12 protein-coding genes and 1 pseudogene are annotated in these 20,414 nt (G+C 57.4%); 10 read left to right on the top strand and 3 right to left on the bottom strand.

The window, feature by feature from the left end; genetic code table 11:
• The first annotated feature begins 32 nt into the window (after positions 1-32).
• The gene (gyrB, locus tag M0D66_RS19860) at positions 33-2,504 is read left to right on the top strand and encodes a DNA topoisomerase (ATP-hydrolyzing) subunit B (protein ID WP_054037059.1); all 2,472 of its coding nucleotides are present in this window, start codon (positions 33-35) and stop codon (positions 2,502-2,504) included.
• Positions 2,505-3,197: 693 nt separating this feature from the next.
• On the opposite strand, the gene M0D66_RS19855 is transcribed toward gyrB, so the two are convergent.
• Positions 3,198-5,864: an AAA family ATPase gene (locus M0D66_RS19855; RefSeq protein ID WP_266211381.1), complete on the bottom strand. Its 2,667-nt coding sequence runs from the start codon at positions 5,862-5,864 to the stop codon at positions 3,198-3,200.
• 737 nt (positions 5,865-6,601) lie between these two features.
• On the opposite strand from M0D66_RS19855, the gene M0D66_RS19850 reads away from it, so the two are divergent.
• The 3 genes from M0D66_RS19850 to M0D66_RS19840 are packed head-to-tail and all read left to right on the top strand — an operon-like array spanning position 6,602 to position 9,037.
• Positions 6,602-7,801 (top strand): PfkB family carbohydrate kinase, encoded by a 1,200-nt coding sequence (locus M0D66_RS19850; protein WP_266211380.1) that lies wholly within the window; start codon positions 6,602-6,604, stop codon positions 7,799-7,801.
• Positions 7,789-8,394: a 7-cyano-7-deazaguanine synthase gene (locus tag M0D66_RS19845; protein ID WP_266211379.1), complete on the top strand. Its 606-nt coding sequence runs from the start codon at positions 7,789-7,791 to the stop codon at positions 8,392-8,394. Before M0D66_RS19850 ends, M0D66_RS19845 begins: the two co-directional genes overlap by 13 nt.
• Positions 8,381-9,037 (top strand): nitroreductase family protein, encoded by a 657-nt coding sequence (locus M0D66_RS19840; RefSeq protein WP_266211378.1) that lies wholly within the window; start codon positions 8,381-8,383, stop codon positions 9,035-9,037. Before M0D66_RS19845 ends, M0D66_RS19840 begins: the two co-directional genes overlap by 14 nt.
• Before the next feature lie 24 nt (positions 9,038-9,061).
• Here M0D66_RS19840 and M0D66_RS19835 read toward each other — a convergent pair whose 3' ends face one another.
• Both M0D66_RS19835 and M0D66_RS19830 read right to left on the bottom strand, forming a co-directional pair.
• Positions 9,062-9,844: a hypothetical protein gene (locus tag M0D66_RS19835; protein ID WP_266211377.1), complete on the bottom strand. Its 783-nt coding sequence runs from the start codon at positions 9,842-9,844 to the stop codon at positions 9,062-9,064.
• Positions 9,845-10,222: 378 nt separating this feature from the next.
• On the bottom strand, positions 10,223-11,788 hold the full coding sequence (locus M0D66_RS19830; protein WP_266211376.1) for an SIR2 family protein: 1,566 nt from the start codon (positions 11,786-11,788) through the stop codon (positions 10,223-10,225).
• A gap of 265 nt (positions 11,789-12,053) precedes the next feature.
• Here M0D66_RS19830 and M0D66_RS19825 point away from each other — a divergent pair.
• From M0D66_RS19825 to M0D66_RS19800, 6 genes and pseudogenes are all read left to right on the top strand, one after another.
• Positions 12,054-12,242, top strand: a pseudogene (locus M0D66_RS19825) (cupin); the annotation flags it as partial.
• 392 nt (positions 12,243-12,634) lie between these two features.
• On the top strand, positions 12,635-12,835 hold the full coding sequence (locus tag M0D66_RS19820; RefSeq protein WP_266211413.1) for a hypothetical protein: 201 nt from the start codon (positions 12,635-12,637) through the stop codon (positions 12,833-12,835).
• A 138-nt stretch (positions 12,836-12,973) separates the two neighbouring features.
• Positions 12,974-13,804: a hypothetical protein gene (locus tag M0D66_RS19815; protein WP_266211375.1), complete on the top strand. Its 831-nt coding sequence runs from the start codon at positions 12,974-12,976 to the stop codon at positions 13,802-13,804.
• A gap of 648 nt (positions 13,805-14,452) precedes the next feature.
• The gene (locus M0D66_RS19810) at positions 14,453-16,006 is read left to right on the top strand and encodes a class I SAM-dependent DNA methyltransferase (RefSeq protein ID WP_266211374.1); all 1,554 of its coding nucleotides are present in this window, start codon (positions 14,453-14,455) and stop codon (positions 16,004-16,006) included.
• Positions 15,996-17,231, top strand: coding sequence for a restriction endonuclease subunit S (locus M0D66_RS19805; RefSeq protein ID WP_266211373.1), 1,236 nt, complete (start codon positions 15,996-15,998; stop codon positions 17,229-17,231). The genes M0D66_RS19810 and M0D66_RS19805 overlap by 11 nt, the downstream gene beginning before the upstream one ends.
• 8 nt (positions 17,232-17,239) lie before the next feature.
• Positions 17,240-20,326: a type I restriction endonuclease subunit R gene (locus M0D66_RS19800; RefSeq protein ID WP_266211372.1), complete on the top strand. Its 3,087-nt coding sequence runs from the start codon at positions 17,240-17,242 to the stop codon at positions 20,324-20,326.
• Positions 20,327-20,414 lie beyond the last annotated feature (88 nt).

The raw sequence follows: 20,414 nt of genomic DNA, 5'->3' as shown, positions 1-20,414 counted from the left end.
ACCAAGCAGCAACGCAGAACCGGAAAAAATCCATGACTGAAACGAACAATTCGCAACCCGATAACAGCTACGGCGCCTCCTCGATTCAGATCCTCGAAGGTCTGGAGGCGGTACGCAAGCGGCCGGGGATGTACATCGGGGATACGTCAGACGGGACCGGTTTGCATCACCTCGTATTCGAAGTGCTGGACAACTCCATCGACGAAGCGTTGGCGGGGCATTGCAACGATATCCAGGTGATCATTCACGCGGACAACTCGATCTCGATCACCGACAACGGCCGCGGTGTGCCGACCGGCCTGAAGATGGACGACAAGCACGATCCGAAGCGCAGCGCCGCTGAAATCGTGATGACCGAACTGCACGCCGGCGGCAAGTTCGACCAGAACAGCTACAAGGTGTCCGGCGGCCTGCACGGCGTGGGCGTCTCGTGCGTGAACGCGCTTTCGGCGTGGCTGCGCCTGACCATTCGCCGCGACGGCAAGAAGCACTTCATGGAATTCCACCGTGGCGTGCCGCAGAACCGCGTGATCGAAGAGATCGACGGCGTGGCTGTCTCGCCGATTCAGCTGATTGGCGACACCGAAAACCGCGGCACCGAAGTGCACTTCCTGGCTGACGAGACGATCTTCGGCAATGTCGAATATCACTACGACATTCTGGCCAAGCGGATTCGCGAACTGTCGTTTCTGAATAACGGCGTGCGAATCAAGCTGACCGACCAGCGCACGGGCAAGGAAGAAGATTTCGCGTTCGTGGGCGGCGTGAAGGGTTTTGTTGAGTACATCAACAAGAACAAGGCCGTGCTGCACCCGAACATTTTCCACATCAGCGGCGAGAAAGACGGCGTGGGCGTGGAAGTGGCGATGCAGTGGAACGACAGCTACAACGAAAACGTGCTGTGCTTCACGAACAACATTCCGCAGCGCGACGGCGGCACCCACCTGACCGGGTTGCGTGCGGCGATGACGCGCGTGTTGAACAAGTACATCACCGATCACGAAGTCGCGAAGAAAGCGAAGGTCGAGACGGCCGGCGACGACATGCGCGAAGGGCTCTCGTGCGTGCTGTCGGTGAAGGTGCCGGAGCCGAAGTTCAGCGCGCAGACCAAGGACAAGCTGGTGTCGTCGGAAGTGCGCGCGCCGGTGGAGGATGTGGTCGCGAAGGCGCTCGAAGAATTCCTGCTGGAAACGCCGAACGACGCGAAGATCATTTGCGGCAAGATTGTCGATGCCGCGCGGGCACGGGATGCGGCTCGGAAGGCGCGTGAAATGACGCGTCGTAAGGGCGTGCTGGATGGCGTTGGTTTGCCTGGGAAGCTGGCGGATTGCCAGGAGAAGGACCCGGCGAAGTCGGAAATTTATATCGTCGAGGGCGACTCGGCAGGCGGCTCGGCGAAGCAGGGGCGTGACCGGAAGTTTCAGGCGATCTTGCCGCTGCGCGGCAAGGTGCTCAACGTGGAGAAGGCGCGCTATGACAAGCTGCTTTCTTCGGAGCAGATTGTGACGCTGATTACGGCGCTGGGTTGCGGGATCGGCAAGGAAGACTACAACCTCGACAAGCTGCGTTATCACCGCATCATCATCATGACCGATGCTGACGTGGACGGCGCGCACATCCGCACGCTGCTGCTGACGTTCTTCTATCGTCAGATGCCGGACATGATCGAGCGTGGGTATATCTATATCGCGCAGCCGCCGCTGTTCAAGATCAAGGCGGGTAAGGACGAGCGGTATTTGAAGGATGAGGCTGAGGTTAATGCTCACATCCTGAAGCTGGCGTTGCAGGGGTCGGAGTTGTTGGCTTCGGAAGGGGCTACGCCTATCACTGGCGATGCGCTTGGTGAGTTGGCTCGGGCTTACTTGTTGGCTCAGGCCGTAGTTAACCGTTTGAGCCGGTTGTATGACGCTGGGGCGCTTGAGGCTGTGATGGATGGGGTTGTGATTGACCTCTCCAGCGAGGAAGCGGCTGCGGTGTCGGCGGCGGCTCTCGAAGCCAAGTTGCGTGATGATGCGTTGAAGCCTGAGGTTAAGGTCACCACGATGTATGACCCGGTGCGTGAACTGCGCTCTCTGCGCGTTGCTCGGACTCATCACGGTAATCAGAAGATTTCGGTGCTGGATCAGGATTTTCAGTTGACCGCTGATTACCAACAGCTGATCAATACCGCTAATACGTTTAAGGGGTTGATTGGGACTGGTGCTGTCATTAAACGTGGTGAGCGGAGTATGGCTGTTACCGACTTCAAGAGCGCTATGAAGTGGCTGCTGGCTGATGCTGAACGCAATATCTCCAAGCAGCGCTACAAAGGCCTCGGTGAGATGAACCCTGGGCAGCTTTGGGAGACGACGATGGATCCGACCGTGCGTCGCTTGCTTCGTGTGCAGATTGAGGATGCTATTGCGGCTGATGGCATCTTTACGACGCTCATGGGGGATGATGTGGAGCCGCGTCGGGCTTTCATTGAGTCGAATGCGTTGAGGGCGGGGAATATTGACGTTTGATGCTGTCTGTAGCGGGAACCATAACCTGAGATTTTGGGACTCATCCACTGAGACATTTATTGACGGATGCACTCCGATAGCTCACATGACGGCATCTAACTAACGTCACAGCCGCAGGAACGAGGGCCTTAGTGTTGAGGTGGCCCTCGTTTTCTCAGTTTCGGCAACAGTCGAGGGGGTTTTAAGCCCGACTTCTGCTGCCTTCGCTGGTTCGCGGTTCTGGGCCCAATGTACTGAAAGCGATTCAGCCTGCGACAGCATCGCCCAGCTCACGCACAGCGGCTTCGTTGGTCGCCAGAGCATCCGTAGTCGGGGTGACCCGGCTTGCTGCTGTAGCGAATGCGCTTCTGCTTCTTGTAGATAGACGCAGGCGCTCACCACCTCCGAAAGACTCCAGGCGGCGATGGCGGTTGATGCGGCCCTAACTGACGCCGGCAAACCTTTGGTGCATAAGGCGTACAAGAAAACTATTGAACTAGAGGTGGTGGAGTATTTTCCAGTGCCCCTTTTTTGCGAGTGCCTCATCAAATACCGGCTTTTCGCGCAGGCAAGGTCGTGCCACCATGCGTGTCACGGCGCATGCTGCGTGTGCGCCGCTCACCACTCCCTCAGCCAGATACTCACGACCGAAGCTGCTCCCGCCCTGCGTCAAGTCGTACATCATGCACTTCGCGCCACGGCTTCCGTAGCTTGCTACCGATTTCGGCGAAGGTCCAATCTGTCGATTTCTTCGAGCGTCTTGACCACAGATTCAACCAGCTCCCCGTCAAAATCATCGCGGTCGGCCTCTTCATGCGTCCCTTTGTTCAAATATGTCCAGACAAGATTGTTCGCAGGAATTCCCAAGATACGCTCGAACGCAGTGATGAGCGGGTCTCTGTTTGGGTGATTGAACGTCTTCGCGTCGCGCAGCTTTTTCGTTAAGGCTTCACACAGGTTTCTGAGCGCTGGTTCGGCACCGAATCCGGCAAGGGGTAAAGTCAGCACGCCCAAGTCGTGGCTGCCCAGCCACCCCCAAATCTTCTCCGATAGCATCTCAAGCGCCTGCCGTGATGCGCCCAAAGCGTCCCGGTCGTTTAGCGCTTCGCGCGCAGCTCTGGCCTTGCCAATGTAGTTCGCGTTCTGAATGTTTCGCGAGACGCGCGGGTGATGGTCTCCGATGTGATGTCGGAGCAGATAGACGATACATTCGTTGCGCCGCGCGGCTGGCAGGTGTTGCTGGATGTCCTTGATGAATTCATTGCTGTGGCAGGTGACGATAAACTGGGTCTCGGCAAAGGTCTCGCTTTCGAACAAGGCTTCGCGTATGCCCCCGCGGTGGTCGTGGTCAATAGCGTTGATTGCGTCATCAAAAACAATCGTAGGACACCCCATGTTCGAGGCTTTCGCGAGCAAGATAGCCAGTCCTAGGCAACGAATGTGGCCCTCGCTGAGCACATGCAGCGCATCCACGCGCCTGTCAGGAGCACCTCTGAACGCTATTTCAATTTTTTCCTCCGCCGCGACGGGTAGATGGAGCGCGGTGAGTTTGTCTGCGTCAAGGTCGTTGCGATTGAAAGCGTTGTAGAGATTCAACGCGGTTTCGTTGAGACCCGCCATCAACTGGCCTGGAAGTTGGTCGCGATAGGCCTTCAGCTGCGCAAGAAACCTGTCGTACGTCGATTTCAACGGCGTGCCACAGTCGATGGCAATTTGTTCCTGCGCCGCCTCAGCAATCAATTGAGCATTCGCTTCATCGAACGCTGAAATTCGTCCTCGCGCAGCAGCAATGCTTTCCACGAGTTGCCGTCGTCGCAAGTCCATCGCTTGAACTTTCAACTGGAAGTCACTCAGCCGCCTGCGCTCATTCGCGAATGGCTCGCGGTCTTGGTGAGCTTGTTTCGTGACTGCATCCTGCGCCTCGATGCGGTTCGCAACACCGAACAATTCATCAAGAAGACTTGACTGAGTGTCCGACGCGACTTGCTGTGTGACCAGCGGTCCCCACCACTTGCCGGCCGGAATTGGGGGCAAGCCGGAGATAAACTGGGCGACGTCCGTGTGTTGCTCCTGTTGTGCAGTCAGGAAGTTGTCGACGCTGTTGAGCAACTGCTGCAATTCGCGCGCTGCCTGTTCTACGTCGCGTTGAGCGGTACGTTGCCTTTCCTGCAGCACACCAAGCTCTCGCAGTTCTGCAATCCCAGCGGTGGCCCTCTCGTACGGATTCGTCCGTACATGCGTCGTGCCGGTCAAAGGCGTATCGCAAGCTGGGCAACGGTCCCCGGTTGCCGCCTGCAAGGCGAGCACTGCGTCATAAAGGCCTTTGAAGGAGACCTGGTTGCTGCGAGCGTGGAGAGCTGCTTCGGTCTCGTCTACCACGGCTTGGTGCCGGGACACCATATCCAGCGCATCTACTAGTTTCTGGCGTGTGATTCCAACAGCAGCCAGCGGCACACGCTCCAGAATCGCATCGAGTTCCTGAAGGCGACCAGGCGCATCGGCAGAGCCGATGAGCTGCTTGAGTCCTATATAGGTGACGCCGGCAGCATACTCAACTGCCAGTGCAGCCTCCTCGCCAGACTGGCCCGCCAGCGCCTGAGCTTCCGCAGCTACGGTTTGCTGGTCGTTTGCAAGAGCAGTGCGCTTGGCGTCCAACGAAGCCTGCTTCGAACCGACCAGGATAAGTTGGCCGTCGATGTTCTCATTGAAATGACCGACGAACTCGTTGAACTGGTCCATGCCAAACAACGTTGCTATCAGTTCTGCACGCTGGGCAGTTGGGCGCGCAGCAATTCTCGAGAACGCATCAATCCTGTTCTTTTCGACAAAGCAGAACCTGTACGCATCGAGATTCGCGGATACGTTAAAAGAATTGCCCTGATGGTCCGTCGCTGACAGTCTCGGTTCGACGAAACGCCGCGCGTGCAGATTTGCAAGGTATGTGCGCGGAGTAATTCGTTTGCTATCGGCCTCTTCGACTTCACCGAGCAAGGCGTATTCAAGCCCCTCGCATAAACTGGTTTTTCCGCTACCGTTTGGTCCATAAAACAATACAACCTGTTTTGTAAGGTCGAAAGCTTCGGGTGTTCTGAATCCCCGGAATGGGCCAAGGGTGAATTCGCGTAGTCTTTTCCAAGGCCATGCGTCAACCGCCGCAGCCTGCGCCTCCGCAGGAGCAACGTCCTCGATTTGATTCAACGAGTTGCGCGCAAGCGCTACCAGATAGACGGAGCGCTGGCTGCGATTTCGTGTTGTCGCCGCCAAGGCTTCAAAGTTTCGCAAACAGAGGTGCGCAAGTTTGCGGACTTTGGGCTCGTCAGGCCTGCCAGCGGCATAAAGCCAGCTTACAAAGCGTTCAAAATCAAGTTTGGCGGTCGCCATAACTCTTCCTCTCTTTCAGTATTTTTGTGGGTGACGGATACATCCGCGCGAGCGGGGGCTGACGTCGTGCATTAGCTCTGGCGAAGCTGCAATGCAGCGCTACACATTTTGTAAATTCGGTACTACGGATGAAACCGGGAGGCTCTCCTGCGGCTGTCAGATTATCGAGCAGTCTGCGTTGTCTTTCATCCACAAAGAAACTTTCGTTGACTACCGGCCGGTAATAATTAGAATCGTTGTCGGATTTTCATCTGACGAACATGCGCTTAACGCCTTGGATTCGAGCGAATCCTATATGGCGGTCGGGGCTTTTTGAGTCAGCTGTTCGGTTGGACGCTCTAATACACAAAATCGTGAGGGTGTTGTATGTCTGGAGGCGGCGGTGGTGGTGGAGATTGGCGGCCTGAACCGAAGGCACCTGTAACAACGCCGAACCTGGCTGGCGCTGGGGGCGGAGTCGGCGGGGGCGTCGACCCCTGCGTCATTGAAGAAGTCACCAGTCTGAATTCGGTTAATCCAGCCGCGCTCCGTGGCGTTCGACCGGGCATTGTTCTGGATGTGGCCTTTATTCCTAACCCGTCTCGCCTTGTTGCACAGGACGCTACGGGGAATATCGTAGGCTCCATCACGTCGCGTTCGATGTTGCAGTTCATCCAGTGCATTCAGGGCGGACGGCAGTATGTCGCGGAGGTCCTTGGTGTTCACGGCGGAACGTGCACTGTCAAGGTGAGGCTGAAATGACGCGGAAGGCGATATCCGTAGTCGGCGGCGTATATCACGAACAGTGCCTCTGGCCGGCGTGGGACCAGATTTGGGGTTCCGGTGGTCGAGCGGCGACGGCGATAGTCGGTCACGTCGACAAGGTGACGCTGTACACGTACGCGCGCAAGGATACCGAGGTCGAGTTTCGTGTGGCAGCGCAGGTCTTCAACTTCGACCTGATTACCACGCCAACAGAGACCGGAATTTCATTCGAATACGTGCATTGCATGTCGACGCCCGTGTTGCGGCCGGCGCTGTCGTCTCTCCCGATGCTCGAACCAATCGAAGTGCAAGCCGACGCGGTGTTGCGGTTCGGCATGCTGGAGGGGTCGGCAAAAGTTGACGCCAAGTGGTGTGTCTACGACCCGCAATCGGCATTTGACCCAGCCCCGTTCTGGGAAAACGGCAGTAAGGCCGACCATCTTGCCATCGTGGGCAACCGCAGTGAAATTGAAGCGATGGCTGATGAGCCCGACCCCGCGAAAGCAGCCGCCAAGCTGATTCAGAGCGGCGCTGAGGTCGTGGTCGTCAAATCAGGTCCGATAGGCGCATATGTCCATACCAGGACTGCCAAACCGGTGCTGATTCCCGCGTACCGTAGCGAGATGGTGTGGACCATCGGGTCTGGGGACGTCTTTGCGGCTGTGTTTGCAGCACGATGGGCTGTACATCGTGAGCGCCCCGAGGACGCAGCAGAAATGGCTTCGCGCGCTGTTGCGTCGTATGCGGAAACAATGGGATTGTCATCCGCGTCAGCTGCCGAGTTGTCACGGGCTCGGCGCGTGTCGGCGTCAACGGTACCGGGCAAGGTATACCTGGCAAGCCCCTTCTTCAACCTTGGGCAGCGCTGGCTCGTTGACGAAGCTCGCCGCTGCCTGACGGAGTTGGGGTTGACTGTGTTTTCTCCAGTGCACGACATCGGCGCTGGTCCCGCAGAAGTGGTAGGCCCTGCGGACCTGACTGCGCTTGATTCGTGCGACCGGGTCTTCGCGATACTGGATGGCCTTGATGCAGGCACTGTCTTCGAGGTTGGATATGCCAGAGCGAAAAATCTCCCGGTTTACGTCCTTGCCCAGTCCGTAACTGAGGAAGACCTGAAAATGGTCGAGGGTTCCAACTGCAAAGTCTTCTTCGACTTCGTCACCGCGTTGCATCACACATCATGGAAAACATGAGAACCGCCTTGCTGTTATCCGGTGGGATGGATTCGATAGCCATCGCGTACTGGAAGAAGCCCGAAGTTGCCATCACGATTGCATATGGTCAAAGTGCCGCGCAGGCGGAAGTACGTGCGGCCGGCGCGGTGTGTGAAGCCTTGGGCATTGAACACCACATCATCGAAGCTGACCTTCGGGCGCTCGGAAGCGGCGACATGGCCGGCCAGGCAGCTTCCGAGCTTGCGCCGGTTTCGGAGTGGTGGCCGTTTCGGAATCAGATGTTGGTCACGCTCGCTGCGATGAAAGCGGTCGCACTCAACGTGAACAGCCTGCTAATCGGAACACTGCGTACCGATGGGATGCATGCCGACGGCACGCCCGATTTCTTGGCGGCGATGAACGCTGTTTTGGCTTGCCAGGAAGGCGCGATAACACTCGCGGCACCGGCAATTGAGCTAAGCGGCGCGGAGCTTATCAAGGCTTCAGGTGTCCCCCCTGACGTCCTCGGATGGGCCCACTCTTGCCATATTGCGAATGAGGCGTGTGGAATGTGCCGGGGGTGTGCGAAGCACTACGAGGTGTTGGAGGAACTCGGCGTTGACCCATACTGAGGACCCTCAGCCTCTGGACGATGGTCCGTTCCAGGACTACGTCTGGCCAGTTTTACGGGCCATTCCGTTCGGGCAGTATTGCGCGCCGATTGAGCGGTCGTTCCTCGATGTCTTCGAAGGCCGACGGTCGGTTCGAGCGCTGATGTCAGTGCCGCTCGAAGCACTCGTTGATGCACTACGTCTCGCTTTGGTGCCCCGGCTCTGGAAGGAAGGCGACCCGCTGCGGCGGAGTCGTCGTCCCGCGCTTTCAGGGGGCGCGTTGCACGCAATTTCAGTTCTGTTATTCGCGGGCGCCGCGGTCTATCGAGTGAACGCAGCCGAGTCTGTTCTCGAAGAGCTGAACGTCTCTGCCGACCTGCGCGTAAGCTGGGTCAGCAAATGCCAACGTGTCCTCCCGGACGCTGATGGAGCGTTCATTGTGCTCATCGCCGACATGGCGAGGCCAATGGCTGCATACGAGAATAGCGAGTCGCTGGTGTGGCGTGATTCGGGAGCGCTGCTTCAGACACTCGCGCTCGCTGCCGAATCGTACGGGCTCGGATTTTGCCCGCTGGGAATCCTTGGCAACGAGGTCGTTGATGCGCTGCCTAAGGCCGACCAGCTACTCGCTGTCGGTGCGGCTGCTATCGGACTACCTGCGTGACTCGCAGTGGCGCGGCAACGTCGGTCAGTGAGCGTTGCCGAACAGGTCGAGTTGCTCGGCCGTTTGCCCTTGCGCCTTCCTTAAGATGACTGACAGTTGGCGCATGTGGTCCCACATCAATCCATCAAGGGTAGCTGCCGAGACATCGATTGCGCGCGCGAAGGCGATGAAGCGCGCCTCGAGTTTCCGGTAGTGGGTCTCAGGTTGCCATTCTTCGGGGAATAGGCCCAGATGTTGACCTACGCGCAAGATGTGAATATCGAGAATTGCGACTTCACTTTGCGGACGTAGGTTGCGAACAATCCACGAAGCCGTCTTTAGGCCGATACCGGGAAGCTCATTCAACTGGTCCCGGAAGACGATATCGTCCTCAGGCGGGGTGAAAGAGTGCAGCCGCAGAAGACAGCCGCTCAGATACTTGGCTTTCTGTCGGATGAATCGGTACTTACGGCTTCGCCCGTGGAAGGTGAACGGTTCGCTCAGAACCTCTTCAAGCTCTTGCGCCGTCGTCCCCGCGCGCAGCATGTCTTTCTCGCGAACGCGCGAATAGGCCGCCAGCGCCAACTCTGCTGGCATACCCCAGCCACCGAGCAGGCATGCCGCAACCTCTTCCTGCAAGGTACGACCGAGGCGGAAATCGCAGAACGTCCCAGACTCAGTGTGTTGCCATGCCTGACCACGCCAATATGCAGGCGTCATCAGTTCGTCGAACGCTCCCCACGGAAGCCCGGGAAGCACCTCTTCCTGCACCGGCGGCAGTCTCAGCTCGCGGACTTCGCCCGCGATATGCGCGTACATGGTTTGCATGGGGCCGAAGCTGATTAGGTAATATTTACGCGGCGATAAGGCGCGCGAAATTTGTGAAGCGCCGAATAATACAACAGTTCTGCGGACACAACGGATGGCATGTCCAGTCGAGTATAGAAAGAAGACGTTCTACGCACCGCGTTTTTTTGGCTCACTCTTGCGTAGCTGCGCGACTGTTTCGTTCGCGCAAACTGGGGTTGGCCCGAACACTCGAGCTATTGCCCGCAGATACTCAATGCGTGTTCAACACTCAGAGACGAGATGGTGATGGTCAAGAATCGGCTGCACAAGTACGTCAGCATCGATATCCTCAAGAGGATACTCGGAGGTCCATCCGCATGACGCAGCCGGGCGGGTTCAACAACCCTCGCGGTCAGTTCAATCCGTAGCACTGCCAACTTGCGCCCCTGCTCCGGAGGCGGACTTCGCCGGAAACGCGATGGATTTCAGCATCGTTGGGATTTCGTCGTAGTCTTCGTACCAGATGACGGTCACGCCCAATTCGCTCATCAGTGCTTCTGATGTGGCGTGGTGACGCTTAAGAAAAACTGCAGCTTTTTCTTCGGAAGCCTTCAACGCTTCGCCATGTTTATCTTCGGCGCAGAACTTCTCAATTGTCGTGCGCTTCATGAATGCAAAATGCCTTGAATCAGAAAATCCGCGCTGCGAGATTTCTAGCATGCGGCGCAGATTTGGGTCTGCCATGGACAAACCAACCATAACGCACGTCGAGTTTCTCAGGGCGTTCAACTGCACGAGATTTGACCAATGATAGGCGTCTGTATACAGATGGTGATATCCTTCCTCCGAAAAAACCAGCGGATTCTTATCGACATCCATGTATGTGCGAGGGTCTTCAGGAACAAAACCGTGAACGTGATAGACCGGCAAATCGTCAATGTCTGGAGGCTCGGAAGCGCTGTAGATGCACTTGTGCAACACCGATTTTCCGAGAAGCTCGCGCTCGAAGAGGTCATCAAAGTTGTAGGTTACGACCGAGCTAATCAAGGTCCCGGAGCGGCGCGGAATACACATCTCGACAAGAACTTCGATGAGTGGGGAGGTCGCTCCCTTCTTATCTCGACGCAGGCTATAGAGCGCCGTCCGGATTGCTTCGGTGAAAGCGTTCGACCCGCCGCTCGATTGGGCAAGGGCCTTTCGGACGTATCGCGCGGAGACGAGCGCAGAGGGGGCATCTAGCTCATTCATCCGCTGCACGAGCTGCAGTGTCTCTTCCTCGTTCGGCTCACCAGCTGGGTCGACGCCTTCAAGGTAGGACACGAACAGGGCGTTTAGAAGGCTGGTCCAGTCGGGCATGCCTGCACTCGCTGAAACGCCGGCACCCAGGAACAGCGACGACGGTCCATACGCAACACGTTCCGAAAGACCAAGAATACGCGTTTGGCGCTCGGATTTCCAATCGGAGTCTGTCGTGTCGACGATTTGCCTGACGCGAAGAGGAAGCAGGTTTTCCTTGATTTTCCGGGCTTCGCCGGGATGTAAATCGATTAGCGCTTCGAGTTCAGCCCAAGTCCAGAAGGTAAATGTGTAGCCCAATTCCGCGATTTCCCGAAGAAGGTTAACTGGAAATCGCAGGCTATTTATTGATGGCGCATCGAATATATAGATAACTTCTTTAGCAGTCGACACATCCGACGATTTCAAAAAGCTGCCGAACTTTTTCAAATTGTGCCGGAATTTTTCGAACGAGGGAGACGCCTGACATTTGATACCCACTGGTCCTTTGAGAGCTGCTAAGCCTCCGGATGCAATTGCGTCATAAAGGCCATTCGTTAGCGTCAGTGATTCTCCCTTCGATTCGACGTGGACGCGTATAAGCTCAAGAACAAAAGTCTCGAAGTTGGCGGCATCCGCGATGCCTCGTGCGTACTCAATCGTATTCGGTGATTGCGGCGTCAAGGTCTGCCCCGTAGACGAAATCATAATTAGTTTTCCGCTGACGGAGACATTATAAGCAGAGGATTGTCCGCTTTACTCGTGCGCCTCGCCATCGTGCTACCGTCTCGCACTACCGCACTCGCGAACCCGGTAAACGCTGACTGAATACCGGGACCTGTAATTGCCTGAATTCTTGACTGAAAGCGCTGGTAAAGGGCCGAAAGGCTTACTGGATATGGCTTCCAACCACGTTTACATCCCCGAATGACCTCGTCGAGCCAGAGCCTCGTCCGTACCATCCTGTCACTCCATCAAACAGCGTGGAGCGAATACCGAGTTCAGGGACGAAGGACTACGCGATTTCTCCCAGTACCGCGACCTCGGAATTGCGGCTGCCACGAACGGCCGGGGCATCGCGCAGGTCGTACGGGCGAAGAATGCGCCTGAAGAAGGGACCGGTTGGCATTTCCACGAAGCCGAATTCCATATCTTACTGATGCGGGCACCATCGGGCTGCCGGTTATGACGGACGCTCATGCCGCCGTCCGCCGCCGCTATCTCGCGGTGAGTGACCTTGTCGCTTATCAGCTTCAAGAGAGCTGGCTGTCTTGGAGAATCGCGTGGAGTCTGCGCGCATCTGACTCGCGAAGAGCGCATCCGTCGCGGCGTGGCTCGAGCGGGTGACCATTGCCGGCTAGGCCCGCGCCATTGCGCAGGAGTTTGCTCGGGATGGCCTTGCCGACGGCGGTCCGGTTTCCGCGCGGCAACTTTTCACGGCGCAGATGACGGTGAATTTCGCTTCACCCCTAGTCGCCAAGGGCTGGAGGGCATATGTCTTTGTTGACATCGCAGGAATTTCGGGCAACCCGCCCGAAGCGCGACGCACACGGGATGGAACCAGAAATTTGTAGGGGTTTTGAGGTTTGGGGGCACGCGATTCCGCAAGACGGTCGATATGGCGCCAGTGGACCAATAACTTCGGGGCCGAAGCTTATCGAAGGCTCCGGCGTGCTCGCCACATACGATACAGCGGATGAAGCTCGCGCGGTCGGCCATTCATGGGCGCGCGCCTGGGTCGATACCAACGGTTAGGCGAAGATGTCGGTCAAGCATTGCGTTCCTTGGAACGGTCGTCAAAATGGCTGATTCACCGATTGCTCAATCAGCGACTCGCATACTTGGTTGACACCGTCGCATAATACCGCCGACAAGCATTTTTTTGGGCAAAGCATGGACAATCTGCAAGACGAAGGACTAGGAATCCTCCTGAGCGTCAATTCGTCAAGAATGGACTTTCAAACGTTGGTCGAGAATGGTGTTCATCCACCCATTGCGTTCAAGACCAAGGCCGACTTAGATGCCTGGGTATTTGATTGCGGTAACAAGCTGGAATACCGCGCGTTGGGAGCAAGAGATATCGAGGGAGACGTCGCTGTCGTCGAAGGCTCTGTCGGCGCTCGCTACTACTCTCAGGTTTGGGTGCGTGCTGCGTACGAAGGCTATCGTTCCGGGCTGAAATGCGAAATCAAGTTTGCCGAGGGTAGCTTGCACGTAAGCAAGACGCTGGATTCGTTGATTCGCGAGCAGGACGCCGACCATACGGTTGGCCGCACGCGTCTGATGGATAAATGGCCGTTGGCGTGGGTGAACCTTATGCTCGTTGTGAGTAGTCTCAACAGGGGAGTTGGTTCATTGCTGGAAACGGAGGAACTGCAAATTTCTCCTGACCAAACAAGATACTTGCTCGACGTGCCATGCCTTATAAAGACGTTCCTTCGCAGCGAGCAAAAGCTGGAGCGAGAAAAGGTCCAATCGTATTTTGACGAGACAAGAAAGGCGTTCATCAACAATCCGCGGAACCAAGGCGAGATAACTATGTTTGTCGAAGCCGAAGGTATCTTCGAAAAGATTGCTGAAGCGCATGTTCCTCCTCTAAGTTTCAAACGTCGGTCCGCGATGTTCGGCCCGCGGAGAATAAAGGTGGGCACCATGTCCGAACTGTTACAGGACAGCCTTGAGCGAAATGACCACGGGTCGGTCGCAGGAAGGGTAACTGAATAACTGGGTTCAACGGATGGAAAGCGCGGGCAGACGCTGAGCCGCTGGTACGCCGAGGTGACTTTGCGGACAGTACTTCAAAATTACGAATGCCGTTCAATGCGGAATTGTTTCGGGCCTTTACTGCAACAGTGTGAGCAAGCATCCTCCCCAGAGATGGATGAAGACGACTGTGACGTCGAGGTATAACTCGTAATTGCGAAGAGCGTCCATTATATAAACGAGATGCAAGTCATGAGGGAGCAGCACGCTAATGGACCCTCGGCGGTACGATGTCGGGGGCCATTCTGTGTTGCTTTTTGTAGGTCACGACAGGCTTCGCTGCAGTCGTGCCGGACATATGGCTCGCGCTACGATATTCGTCCAGCAACTCCTGCAGCTGCGAACTGAACTCCAGAATTTCGTCGCTTTCGGTCGGCTCGGACGCTGCGTCGCGTCGACTAGACACTTGCGCCGCATCAAGAATTTCATTAGCCCTACCGGCGAAATCTACCGCTCGCCATACGTCTGGGCACCCCGCGGCGCCGTACTGAAGGCCGTTGGCGAGTCCGTGCGTCATTCAAGATAGAATCGCTTCCAATTTCTTGATGGCGAGATGCCGGGCCTTGTGCCTAGAGATACACCTGACCATGACCGGACGAACCAGTTCTGATGCTTGATGACATCAAAAAGACCCTCTGGGCAACCGCCGACAAGCAACGGGCCAATATGGACGCTGCCGAGTACAAGCACATCGTGCTCGGCCTCATTTTCCTTAAATACATTTCCGATACTTTTGCTGCCCGGCGCACCGAGCTGACACGCCGCTTTGCCGACGAAGGCGACGAATACTTCCTGCACGGCTGTGACGACGAACTGCTCGCCGACGAACTTGAAGACCGTGACTACTACCGCGAGGTCAACGTATTCTGGGTGCCCGAAACCGCGCGTTGGGAGAGCCTGCGCGGCGCGGCCAAGCAGACCGACATCGGCAAGCGCATTGACGAGGCGCTGGCAGAAATCGAAGCCGAGAACCCCAAGCTCAAGGGCATCCTAGACAAGCGCTACGCCCGCTCGCAGTTGCCCGACGGCAAATTAGGCGAGCTGGTCGACCTGATTTCGACCATCGGCTTTGGCGAGGACGCCAGCCAGGCGCGCGATGTGCTCGGGCAGGTGTACGAATACTTCCTCGGCCAGTTCGCCAGTGCCGAAGGCAAGAAGGGTGGGCAGTTCTACACGCCGGCCTCTATCGTCAAGACGCTTGTGGCTGTGCTCGCACCTCACCACGGCAAAGTCTACGACCCTTGCTGTGGCTCCGGTGGCATGTTCGTGCAGTCTGAAAAATTCATCGAAGCCCACGGCGGCAAGCTAGGGGACGTGTCCATTTACGGGCAGGAATCCAACCCCACCACCTGGCGGCTTGCGGCAATGAACCTCGCTATCCGGGGTATCGACTACAACCTCGGGCGCGAACCGGCCGACACCTTTGTGCGCAACCAGCACACGGACCTGCGCGCAGACTTCGTGCTGGCCAATCCGCCCTTCAACGTAAGCGATTGGTGGCACGGCAGCCTGGAAGGCGACCCGCGCTGGGTCTACGGCACGCCGCCGCAGGGCAACGCAAACTACGCCTGGCTCCAGCACATGCTTTATCACCTCAAGTCCAATGGACGCGCAGGCATTGTGCTGGCCAATGGCTCGATGACCTCCAGCCAGAACTCAGAGGGTGACATCCGTCGCGCCATGGTCGAAGCCGATGTGGTGGAGGTCATGGTCGCGTTGCCGGGCCAACTCTTTTTCAACACGCAAATTCCGGCCTGCCTGTGGTTTCTCGCCAAGCAGAAGACAACCCGCCAGGGCGAAGTGCTGTTTATCGACGCCCGCAAGCTCGGCACCATGATTGGCCGCGTCCAGGCGGAGTTGACAGAGGAAACAATCGAACGCATCACCACTACTGTCGCCGCTTGGCGGGGTGAAGAAAGTGTTGGCGAATACGCGGACATCCCCGCCTACTGCCGGAGTGTGAAGCTAGCAGAAATTGCTGAGCACGGCCACGTGCTAACTCCAGGGAGGTACGTGGGTGCTGAAGAGGTCGAAGACGACGACGAAGTTTTTGCCGAGAAAATGCAGAAACTCACCGAGGAGCTGGCCGAGCAAATTGCCAAGGGTGTGCAGCTGGATGAAGCGATTCGCGTGAATCTAGCGGGAATGGGTTATGCGGTTTGATAAAAACGTCGTCGGTCTGCCGGCCGCGTATCCGCGCGGATTCTCGACACGGACTGCATGGAAGTGGCCTCTAGTGCCCGCTCGTCAGCTCATTGAATTGCACTACGGCAAGGCGTTGAGGGCTGACGTGAGGGTAGCTGGGGCGGTTCCCGTGTATGGCACCAATGGCCAATGCGGATGGCACGATACGCCGCTCGCAAAAGGTCCAGGACTTATTCTCGGGCGCAAGGGACAGGGCCCACTTGGTGTTGAATGGTGCGACGCAGACTACTGGGTCATCGACACGGCGTACTACGGAAGCACTCTGACACCGGATGTCCGCTTGAAATACCTGTATCACCTAATCAAGTACATTGGGCTGAACCATCTAAAAGACGGCACTTCCAATCCCACGTTATCGCGCGCCGCGTTTGGTCAACAGTTATTTCCATTGCCAAACGTCGCCGAACAGGACGCAATCGTTAGTATCCTGGGGGCGCTCGATGCCCGCATTGACCTGCTGCGCTTAACAAACATTACTCTGGAATCCATTGCCCGAGTTCTGTTCAAATCTTGGTTCGTGGACTTCGACCCCGTTCGTGCCAAGCAGGAAGGGCGCTCGCCTGAAGGGATGGACGAGGCTGCCGCGGCGCGGTTTCCGAGCGGGTTCGAGGAATCGGAGTTGGGATTGGTGCCGATGGGGTGGCGGGTCGGCTCGCTCAAAGAAATGTGCAACATTGCGAGCGGGAAACGGCCATCAGACAGAGGAGACACTTTGTCTCAAAGCTGTTCAGTTCGACTGTATGGCGGGGCTGGAATTATGGGATACACCTCAGCGTCGCTCTTCAATGGTCCGAGAATCCTGACCGGCCGAGTGGGGACGCTTGGAAAAATACATGTGGCTTACCCGCCTTTTTGGGCGTCAGACAATGTTCTCGTTCTTGAGCCGAATGACGACGTTTTATTTTGGTTCGTTCTTCATCGCTTGCGACTGATTGATGTTTTGTCGCTCAACCGGGGCTCGACTCAGCCATTGTTGACGCAAAAAGACCTTGGGGCACAGCTGGGGGTAATTCCATCAGAGGCAGTTCTTAGGAAGTTTTCGCAGATGGTGTCCCCTCTGTATGAGCAAATTCGAATGCAGGACATGCGAATAGAAACACTTATGAATTTGCGCGACACTCTTCTTCCTCGCTTGATTTCCGGCCAACTCCGTCTGCCCGAAGCCGAGGCGCTTGTCGCCTGAGAACGACCATGACAGAAGACCAACTCGAACAGGAAACGCTGGGCTGGCTGGCCGATGTAGGCTTCACCTGCCTTTTCGGCCCGGACCTCGCGCCTGACGGCGCCAGCGCCGAGCGTGCCGACTATCGTCAGGTATTGTTGGTCGAACGTCTGCGCAGTGCCATTGCGCGGCTCAACCCCGGAATCCCACTTCAGGCGCGGGAGGATGCCGTGCAACGGGTGCAGGACTTGGGCATTCCCGCGCTGCTCTCGGCTAACCGGCGCTTCCATCAGTTGCTGGTTGGTGGCGTACCGGTAGAATATCAACGCGACGGTGAGACACGCGGCGATTTCGTGCGGCTCGTCGACTGGGCCAGGCCGGCGGGCAATGAGTGGCTGGCCGTCAATCAGTACCGCATTCAGGGACCGCATCACCCCAGACGGCCCGACGTGATGCTGTTCGTCAACGGCCTGCCGCTGGTACTGCTGGAGCTGAAGAACCCCGCCGACCAGAACGCCGACATCTGGAAGGCCTATGACCAGATTCAGACCTACAAGGCGCAGATTCCGGACGTCTTCCAGTACAACGAAATCCTGGTGATTTCGGACGGCTCGCAGGCGCGCATGGGTTCGCTATCGGCCGACGCGGAGCGCTTCATGCAATGGCGCACCATCGACGGCGCCACGCTGGACCCACTCGGCCAGTTCAACGAGCTGGAAACATTGATACGCGGTGTGCTGGCGCCGACCTACCTGCTGGACTACCTGCGCTTCTTTGTGCTGTTCGAGGATGACGGTGCATTGGTCAAAAAGATTGCCGGCTACCATCAATTCCACGCGGTGCGCGCGGCTATCCAGCAAGTGGTGACGGCATCGCGCCCCGGTGCGAGCCACAAGGGTGGGGTGGTCTGGCATACGCAGGGCAGCGGCAAGAGCATCACTATGACCTGCTTCGCAGCCCGCGTGATGCAGGAAGCGGCCATGGATAACCCGACCATCGTCGTTATCACCGACCGAAACGACCTCGACGGTCAACTGTTCGGCGTGTTCTCGCTGGCACAGGACCTGTTGCGCGAGCAGCCTGTGCAGGCCGGCACCCGCCAGGATTTGCGCGCCAAGCTCGCCAACCGCCCCTCAGGCGGCATCGTGTTTGCCACCATCCAGAAGTTCATGCCCGGCGAGGACGAAGACACGTTCCCGGTGCTCTCGGACCGAAACAACATCGTGGTCATCGCCGACGAAGCGCACCGCACTCAGTACGGGTTCGAGGCACAACTGAAAGGCAAACCGGGTCAGGAAAAGTATCAGGTTGGCTATGCGCAGCACCTGCGCGACGCACTCCCCAATGCCACCTTCGTAGCCTTTACCGGCACGCCTGTATCGAGCGAAGACCGTGACACGCGCGCCGTATTCGGGGAGTACATCCACGTCTACGACATGCAGCAGGCCAAGGAGGATGGCGCCACGGTCGCCATCTACTTCGAGTCGCGCCTGGCCAAGCTGTCGCTCAAGGCCGGGGACTTGCCGCACATCGACGCGGAAGTGGATGAACTGGCCGAGGACGAAGAGGAGAGCCAGCAGGCCAAACTCAAGAGCCGCTGGGCCGCGCTGGAAAAGGTCGTCGGCGCAGAACCACGCGTGGCCGCCGTGGCGACCGACCTTGTGGCGCACTTCGAGGAACGCAACAAGGCTCAGAACGGTAAGGCCATGGTGGTGGCGATGAGCCGCGAGATTTGCGTTCACCTTTACGATGAAATCGTCAAACAACGCCCCGAATGGCACGACCCGGACCCTGAGAAAGGCGCCATCAAAATTGTCATGACGGGTTCAGCGAGCGATAAGGCGCTATTGCGGCCACATATTTACAGTGGCCAAGTCAAGAAGCGGCTGGAAAAGCGTTTCAAGGACCCGGCTGACCCACTGCGCATCGTCATCGTGCGCGACATGTGGCTGACTGGTTTCGATGCGCCTTGCGTGCATACGTTGTACGTGGACAAGCCCATGAAAGGTCACAACCTGATGCAGGCAATTGCCCGGGTTAACCGCGTCTTCAAGGATAAGCAGGGCGGCCTCGTAGTTGACTATATTGGCATCGCCAACGAGCTGAAGAGCGCGCTGAAGGAATACACCGCCAGCAATGGACGTGGCCGTCCGACGGTCGACGCGGCCGAGGCGTATTCCGTGCTCGCAGAAAAGCTCGACATCCTGCGCGGCATGCTCCACGGTTACGACTATAGCGGTTTTCTAACCGGCGGACATAAGTGCCTCGCTGGTGCGGCCAACCATGTATTGGGCGTGAAAGACGGCAAGAAGCGCTTTGCCGACACGGCGCTCGCCATGAGTAAGGCCTTTACGCTGTGCTGCACGCTCGACGAGGCCAAGGACGTGCGCGAGGAAGTAGCCTTCCTACAGGCAGTGAAGGTCATTCTTACCAAGCGCGAGTTGAGCGACAAGAAGAAGACCAACGAGGAGCGCGAACTCGCCATCAGGCAAATCATCAGTTCGGCCGTGGTGTCCGAGAAGGTGGTCGATGTGTTCGAGGCGGTCGGGCTCGAAAAGCCGAACATCGGTATTCTCGATGAAGCCTTCCTCGCTGAAGTCCGCAACCTGCCCGAACGCAATCTCGCGGTGGAACTGCTGGAGCGGCTGCTGGAAGGCGAAATCAAGAGCCGCTTTGCAAGCAATGTCGTGCAGGAGAAGAAGTTCTCTGAGATGCTCGCCAACGTCGTGACGCGTTACCAGAACCGCGCGATTGAAACTGCCCAGGTCATTGAAGAGCTCATCGACATGGCCAAGAAGTTCCACGCAGCCGCGACCCGGGGCGAGGAACTGGGACTGACGGAAGATGAAATCCGATTCTACGATGCGCTCGCCAATAACGAGTCGGCCGTCCGCGAGCTGACTGACGAGACGCTCAAGAAGATTGCACACGAACTCACCGAGAACCTGCGCCAGAACATCACAGTCGACTGGTCGGAGCGGGAGAGTGTGCGAGCCAGGCTGCGGCTGATGGTCAAGCGCATCCTCCGTAAATACAAGTACCCGCCGGACCAGCAGGACAGCGCCGTGGAGTTGGTACTGCAGCAGGCCCAAGCGCTCGGGGAGGCGTGGAGCTAGCCAAGTCGCAACGTTTCAGGTGACACATCGCAGTTCCCCAGTTATGGCGAAGGCACAATCCAGAAACTAGCACATCCCGAAAGGCGGA

Origin of the sequence: Paraburkholderia sp. SECH2 (genome assembly GCF_030464795.1) — a bacterium.
GTDB classification, from domain to species: domain Bacteria; phylum Pseudomonadota; class Gammaproteobacteria; order Burkholderiales; family Burkholderiaceae; genus Paraburkholderia; species Paraburkholderia aspalathi.
Note: the sequence above shows the minus strand (reverse complement) of the source record. Positions and strands in the feature narration are given on the sequence as shown.

Bases quoted from the DNA above. Each gene is read 5' to 3' on its own strand.
- gyrB (WP_054037059.1), top strand. From the start codon at position 33: ATGACTGAAACGAACAATTCGCAACCCGATAACAGCTACGGCGCCTCC.
- M0D66_RS19855 (WP_266211381.1), bottom strand. From the start codon at position 5,864: ATGGCGACCGCCAAACTTGATTTTGAACGCTTTGTAAGCTGGCTTTAT.
- M0D66_RS19850 (WP_266211380.1), top strand. From the start codon at position 6,602: ATGACGCGGAAGGCGATATCCGTAGTCGGCGGCGTATATCACGAACAG.
- M0D66_RS19845 (WP_266211379.1), top strand. From the start codon at position 7,789: ATGGAAAACATGAGAACCGCCTTGCTGTTATCCGGTGGGATGGATTCG.
- M0D66_RS19835 (WP_266211377.1), bottom strand. From the start codon at position 9,844: ATGCAAACCATGTACGCGCATATCGCGGGCGAAGTCCGCGAGCTGAGA.
- M0D66_RS19830 (WP_266211376.1), bottom strand. From the start codon at position 11,788: ATGATTTCGTCTACGGGGCAGACCTTGACGCCGCAATCACCGAATACG.
- M0D66_RS19820 (WP_266211413.1), top strand. From the start codon at position 12,635: ATGGAACCAGAAATTTGTAGGGGTTTTGAGGTTTGGGGGCACGCGATT.
- M0D66_RS19815 (WP_266211375.1), top strand. From the start codon at position 12,974: ATGGACAATCTGCAAGACGAAGGACTAGGAATCCTCCTGAGCGTCAAT.
- M0D66_RS19810 (WP_266211374.1), top strand. From the start codon at position 14,453: ATGCTTGATGACATCAAAAAGACCCTCTGGGCAACCGCCGACAAGCAA.
- M0D66_RS19805 (WP_266211373.1), top strand. From the start codon at position 15,996: ATGCGGTTTGATAAAAACGTCGTCGGTCTGCCGGCCGCGTATCCGCGC.
- M0D66_RS19800 (WP_266211372.1), top strand. From the start codon at position 17,240: ATGACAGAAGACCAACTCGAACAGGAAACGCTGGGCTGGCTGGCCGAT.